Genomic DNA, 4,283 nt, shown 5'->3' with positions numbered 1-4,283 from the left:
GCGGCGCAGCTGCACGATCACGCCCGGCTGCGCCCATTTGCGGCGCGTGCCGGCCACGGCCAAAAACTCGGCCCGCTTCTTCAGCCGGCCGAGGCGGATCATTCCGGGATCGTCAAGGCGGACACGCATCCGGTCACCCCGGCGCGAACGCCGGATTACGCGGAGAGGCGCTTCCGGCCCTTGGCGCGACGATTGGACAGCACGCGGCGACCACCGACGGTCTCCATGCGGGCGCGGAAGCCGTGGCGGCGCTTACGCACCAGCTTGCTCGGCTGATAGGTTCTCTTCACGGTCAAACTCCGGATGGCTCAACTGCGCCCTTCCGGACGCAAAACGGTCGCGGGTTATAGGCATGACCGGCGCCCGAGTCAATCGATCCGGCCACGGATCGGTGCGGGGATGCGCGCGGCGCGGATCTTCCGGTAGATTGGCCGCCATGACATGGAATCCCACCCACACGCTGAAATTCGCCGGTCCGCGGCTGCAGCCCGGGCTCGATCTCATCACCCGGCTGCCGGACATCGAGGCGCGGCGGATCGTCGATCTCGGCTGCGGCACCGGCGCGCTGGCGGCGCAGCTGGCCGAGCGCTGGCCGCGCGCGACGGTCACCGGCCTGGACCGCGACCGCAACGCCCTGCGCGAGGCGCGGGCGACCCATCCGGACCTGGACTGGGTCGAAGGCGACATCGCCGACTGGTCGCCGACGGAGCCGGTCGACCTGATCTTCTCCAACGCCGCCCTGCAGTGGGTCGAGGCGCATGAGACGCTGGTCCCGCGCCTGCTGTCCTTCCTGGCCCCGGGCGGCGTGCTGGCGGTGCAGATGCCGCGCAACCACGACGCGCCGAGCCATGTGCTGATGCGGGCGCTGGCGTCGGAGGCGCCCTGGGCCGGCCGGATCCCGCTGCGCCGGCCGCCGGTCGGCACCCCGGCCGCCTATTACGACCTGCTGGCGCCGCGCACCGAAGCGCTCGACATCTGGGAGACCGAGTACCTGCACGTGCTGAAGGGCGACAACCCGGTGCTGCACTGGGTGCGCGGCACGGCGCTGCTGCCGGTGATGGCGGCGCTGTCGGGGCCGGAGCTGGACGCCTTCATCGCCAGCTATTCCGCCCGCCTGGCCCAGGCCTATCCGCCGCAGCCGGACGGCAGCACCCTGTTCCCCTTCCGCCGCCTGCTGCTGCTGGCCCGGGTGGGGGCTTGATAGAGGCGTCCCTCATTCAGCATCGTCGTCTGCGGGGAGGTGCTGCGCCAGATCCATCGCATCATGCAGGATGCGCAGCACCGTGATGAGGTTGTCACCGGCCTGGCGGTAGATCAGGAGATGGCGTCCGGCACGGCCGGACTTCGCAATATGCAATGTTCGGATGCCCGGCCGGACCCCGTCGCGTGCGATGCTGCCCAGGACAGACGGGCCGTTTGCCAAGATGGCGGCAGCCCGGATGATCGTCTCGTTGTAGCGGCGAGCCTGCGATGCGCTGAAGGTCCGCCTGGTCCAAGCGATGATGGAGACGAGATCCTGTTCCGCCTCGACGGTCAGCCTGACCTGCCAGCGTCGACGGGCCACCTTCGATCAACGCTCCGCGTCGGCTATTGCTTTCTCGGCCAAGGCCCTCATGTGGCGCCGGAGGTCCGCCACCGAATCGAATGAGGTGACCTCCCCGCGCCTCTCGGCTTCGAGCCCGACATCGACCGCCGCCCGCAGGCGCTCCAGCCTGGCGGCGTCCTCCTGCTCGCGCTGCTCGACCAAGCGCAGCCCCTCGCGCAGGACCTCGCTGGCGTTCTGGTAGCGGCCGGACTTGACCAGCTCTTCGATCAGCTCGGCCTGGTGAGTGGTCACGACGACGTTGCGGGTCGGCATCACGGGCTGCCCTCTGAACAAATCTGTAGAGGGATAAGATAGGGCGATTGGCATAGTATGCCAATCGCCCTGATCATGGTCAGCCCTGCAGTCCGCTCATTTCCCCGGCGGCTTGTACCAGGCGTCCAGCGTCTCCTGCACCTTGGCGCCGGCCTGCTCGGCGGTCAGGGTGCCGTTCAGCACCTGGGCCGAGACGTTCCAGATCACCTGGTCGACATTGGGCTTGCCGCGCGACAGGATCTGGTGCGCCAGGCGGATGTTGCTGCCGCACTTGTCCTTCCAGCCCTGGAACTCCGCCGCCAGCGGGTCCTTCAGCTCGACCTTGTGGGTCGACAGGGTGAAATAGCCCGGCAGGGCGTTGGTGTAGATCGTCGCGAACTCGGCCGAGGTCACCCATTCCAGGAAGGCGCGCGCCGCCTCCGGATGCTTGCCCTGCGCGTTCATGCCGAAGCCGATATCGGTGTGGCTGGAGATGAAGCAGGGGTCGCCTTCCTTCTCCACCGGCGGCGGGAAGGCGCCGAGCGGGAAGTCGGCCTGTGCCTCGAACAGCGGGATCTCCCATGACCCGGCCGGGTAGATCGCGGCGCGGCCGAGGGTGAACAGGTTCTGGCTGTCCGGGTAGGACTGCGCCTGGTAGCCGTCCGGCAGGTAGGGCTTCCACTTCGCCAGCTCGGCCCAGGCGCCGACATAGGGGGCGTCGGTGAACTTGGCGGAGCCGGCGATCAGCGCCTTGCGGCCGGGCTCGCCCTTCCAGTGGTTCGGGCCGATGGTCTGGAAGCCCATGGTCGCGGCCTCCCACTGGTCGGCGGTGCCGATGTCGAGCGCCGCGTATTCCCCGCCGGCCTTGATCTTGTCGAGCAGGGCGAAGAACTCCGCCTGCGTCTTCGGCGGGGTCAGGCCCAGCTCCTCGAAGATGGTCTTGTTGTAGATGAAGCCGCCGATGACCGAGCCGACCGGGACGCAGAAGGTGGTCTTGCCGTCATCGGTGCTCCAGGCCGTCCGCGCATCGGCGGTGAAATTGTCGATCCCCTTGAGGTCGTTCACCGGCGCCAGATGGCCCTTCTGGAACAGCGCCAGCGAGGCGTCGAAGGCGCGGCAGGCGACGATGTCGCCGGCGACCCCGCCCTCCATCTTGGCGTTCAGCGCGGCGTTGTATTCGGTCGGCGCCGAGGGCGCGAAGTTCAGCTTGATCCCCGGATGCGTCGATTCGAAGGCCGGGATGATCTTGTCCTGCCAGATCTTCAGGTCGTCGTTGCGCCAGCTCTCGATCGTCAGCGTCACGTCCTCGGCGCGGGCGGCGCCGGCCAGCGCGACGAACGCCGCGCCCGTCATCAGGACGCGGGATAGGATGGTGGTCATTGTCTCGGGCCTCCCCTTTTGGCTGGTATAGACCAGCGGGAGCGGCCCGGCTTGTCAACCCCGGGGACGACCTCTCCAACCCTTGTCATTCCCGCGAAAGCGGGAATCTCTCGCCAGACATACGGGACGAGATCCCCGCTTTCGCAGGGATGACGAAAAAGGGAATGGTGGAAGCGGATCAGCACCTCAATCCAACTGCAGCACGATGCCCTTGAGATAGGCGCTCTCCGGCAGCAGCGGGTGCACCGGGTGGTCCGGCCCGGCGCCGGACTGGCGCAGGATCCGGCCGGTCCGCCCGGCATCGACCAGGCCGCGCGCCACCTGCTCGGCGAAGAGATCCGGGTCGACGTGATGGCTGCAGGAGAAGGCGCAGAGGAAGCCACCGCGCTCGGTGATCCGCGCCGCCAGCCGCGCCAGCTTGGCATAGCCGCGGGCCCCGGCGGCGAGGTCCTTCTTCGACTTCACGAAGGCCGGCGGGTCGACCACCACCACCGGCCAGCGCTCGCCCTCCCCGCCCCGGCGCTCCAGCTCGGCGAAGGCCTCGCCGCGGGCGGTCGTGACCCGGTCGGCGACGCCGTTGGCGGCCGCGGCCTTGGCCGCCAGCTCCAGCGACGGGGCCGAGCGGTCGACCAGCGTCACCGCCTCCGCCCCCGCCAGAGCCGCCTGGATGCCGAAGCCGCCGGTGTGGGTGTAGACGTCGAGCAGCCGGCGGCCGCGGGCCAGCTTCGCCACGAAGGCGCGGTTGTCGCGCTGGTCGAAGAACCAGCCGGTCTTCTGGCCGCCGAGCGGATCGGCCTCGAACCGAGCGCCGTTCTCCTCCACCGCGATCGGGCCGTCGACGGCGCCGCGGGCGACCCGCACCTCCTCCGCCAGCCCTTCCAGGCCGCGCACGGCGCTGTCGTTGCGCAGCACGATGGCGCGGGGCTTGAGCAGATCTTCCAGCGCGTCGCAGAGCGCGCCCTCCAGCCGGTCCATCAGCGCCGTGTTGCTCTGCATCACCAGCACGTCGCCATAGCGATCGATGATCAGCCCCGGCAGCCCGTCGGCCTCGGCATGGACCAGGCGG

Annotated in this window: 6 protein-coding genes; 1 reads left to right on the top strand and 5 read right to left on the bottom strand. The window is 69.3% G+C overall.

Annotation, left to right across the window (positions count from 1 at the left end; genetic code table 11):
* Positions 1 to 155: 155 nt before the first annotated feature.
* The gene (gene rpmH / locus P409_RS37400; RefSeq protein ID WP_081991844.1) at positions 156 to 290 is read right to left on the bottom strand and encodes a 50S ribosomal protein L34; all 135 of its coding nucleotides are present in this window, start codon (positions 288 to 290) and stop codon (positions 156 to 158) included.
* A 146-nt stretch (positions 291 to 436) separates the two neighbouring features.
* On the opposite strand from rpmH, the gene P409_RS27940 reads away from it, so the two are divergent.
* Positions 437 to 1,201 carry a methyltransferase domain-containing protein gene (locus tag P409_RS27940; protein ID WP_034846114.1) on the top strand — a complete coding sequence of 255 codons (765 nt, stop codon included), beginning with the start codon at positions 437 to 439 and terminating at the stop codon, positions 1,199 to 1,201.
* Positions 1,202 to 1,213: 12 nt separating this feature from the next.
* Here P409_RS27940 and P409_RS27935 read toward each other — a convergent pair whose 3' ends face one another.
* From P409_RS27935 to P409_RS27920, 4 genes are all read right to left on the bottom strand, one after another.
* Positions 1,214 to 1,564, bottom strand: coding sequence for a type II toxin-antitoxin system RelE/ParE family toxin (locus P409_RS27935; RefSeq protein WP_034846113.1), 351 nt, complete (start codon positions 1,562 to 1,564; stop codon positions 1,214 to 1,216).
* Between the two features lie 6 nt (positions 1,565 to 1,570).
* Positions 1,571 to 1,858: a type II toxin-antitoxin system ParD family antitoxin gene (locus tag P409_RS27930; RefSeq protein WP_034846111.1), complete on the bottom strand. Its 288-nt coding sequence runs from the start codon at positions 1,856 to 1,858 to the stop codon at positions 1,571 to 1,573.
* A 96-nt stretch (positions 1,859 to 1,954) separates the two neighbouring features.
* Positions 1,955 to 3,217: an ABC transporter substrate-binding protein gene (locus tag P409_RS27925; protein WP_034846109.1), complete on the bottom strand. Its 1,263-nt coding sequence runs from the start codon at positions 3,215 to 3,217 to the stop codon at positions 1,955 to 1,957.
* 186 nt (positions 3,218 to 3,403) lie between these two features.
* On the bottom strand, positions 3,404 to 4,283 hold an 880-nt coding region (locus P409_RS27920), incomplete at its 5' end, for a class I SAM-dependent rRNA methyltransferase (protein ID WP_034846107.1).

The organism is Inquilinus limosus MP06 (genome assembly GCF_000767795.1).
Lineage (GTDB): Bacteria > Pseudomonadota > Alphaproteobacteria > DSM-16000 > Inquilinaceae > Inquilinus > Inquilinus limosus_E.
The sequence above is the reverse complement of the archived record's forward strand: the minus strand, read 5'-3'. Positions and strand labels throughout refer to the sequence as shown.

Excerpts from the sequence above, each read along its gene's own strand:
- P409_RS27940 (WP_034846114.1), top strand. The coding sequence starts at position 437 with ATGACATGGAATCCCACCCACACGCTGAAATTCGCCGGTCCGCGGCTG.
- P409_RS27930 (WP_034846111.1), bottom strand. The coding sequence starts at position 1,858 with ATGCCGACCCGCAACGTCGTCGTGACCACTCACCAGGCCGAGCTGATC.
- P409_RS27925 (WP_034846109.1), bottom strand. The coding sequence starts at position 3,217 with ATGACCACCATCCTATCCCGCGTCCTGATGACGGGCGCGGCGTTCGTC.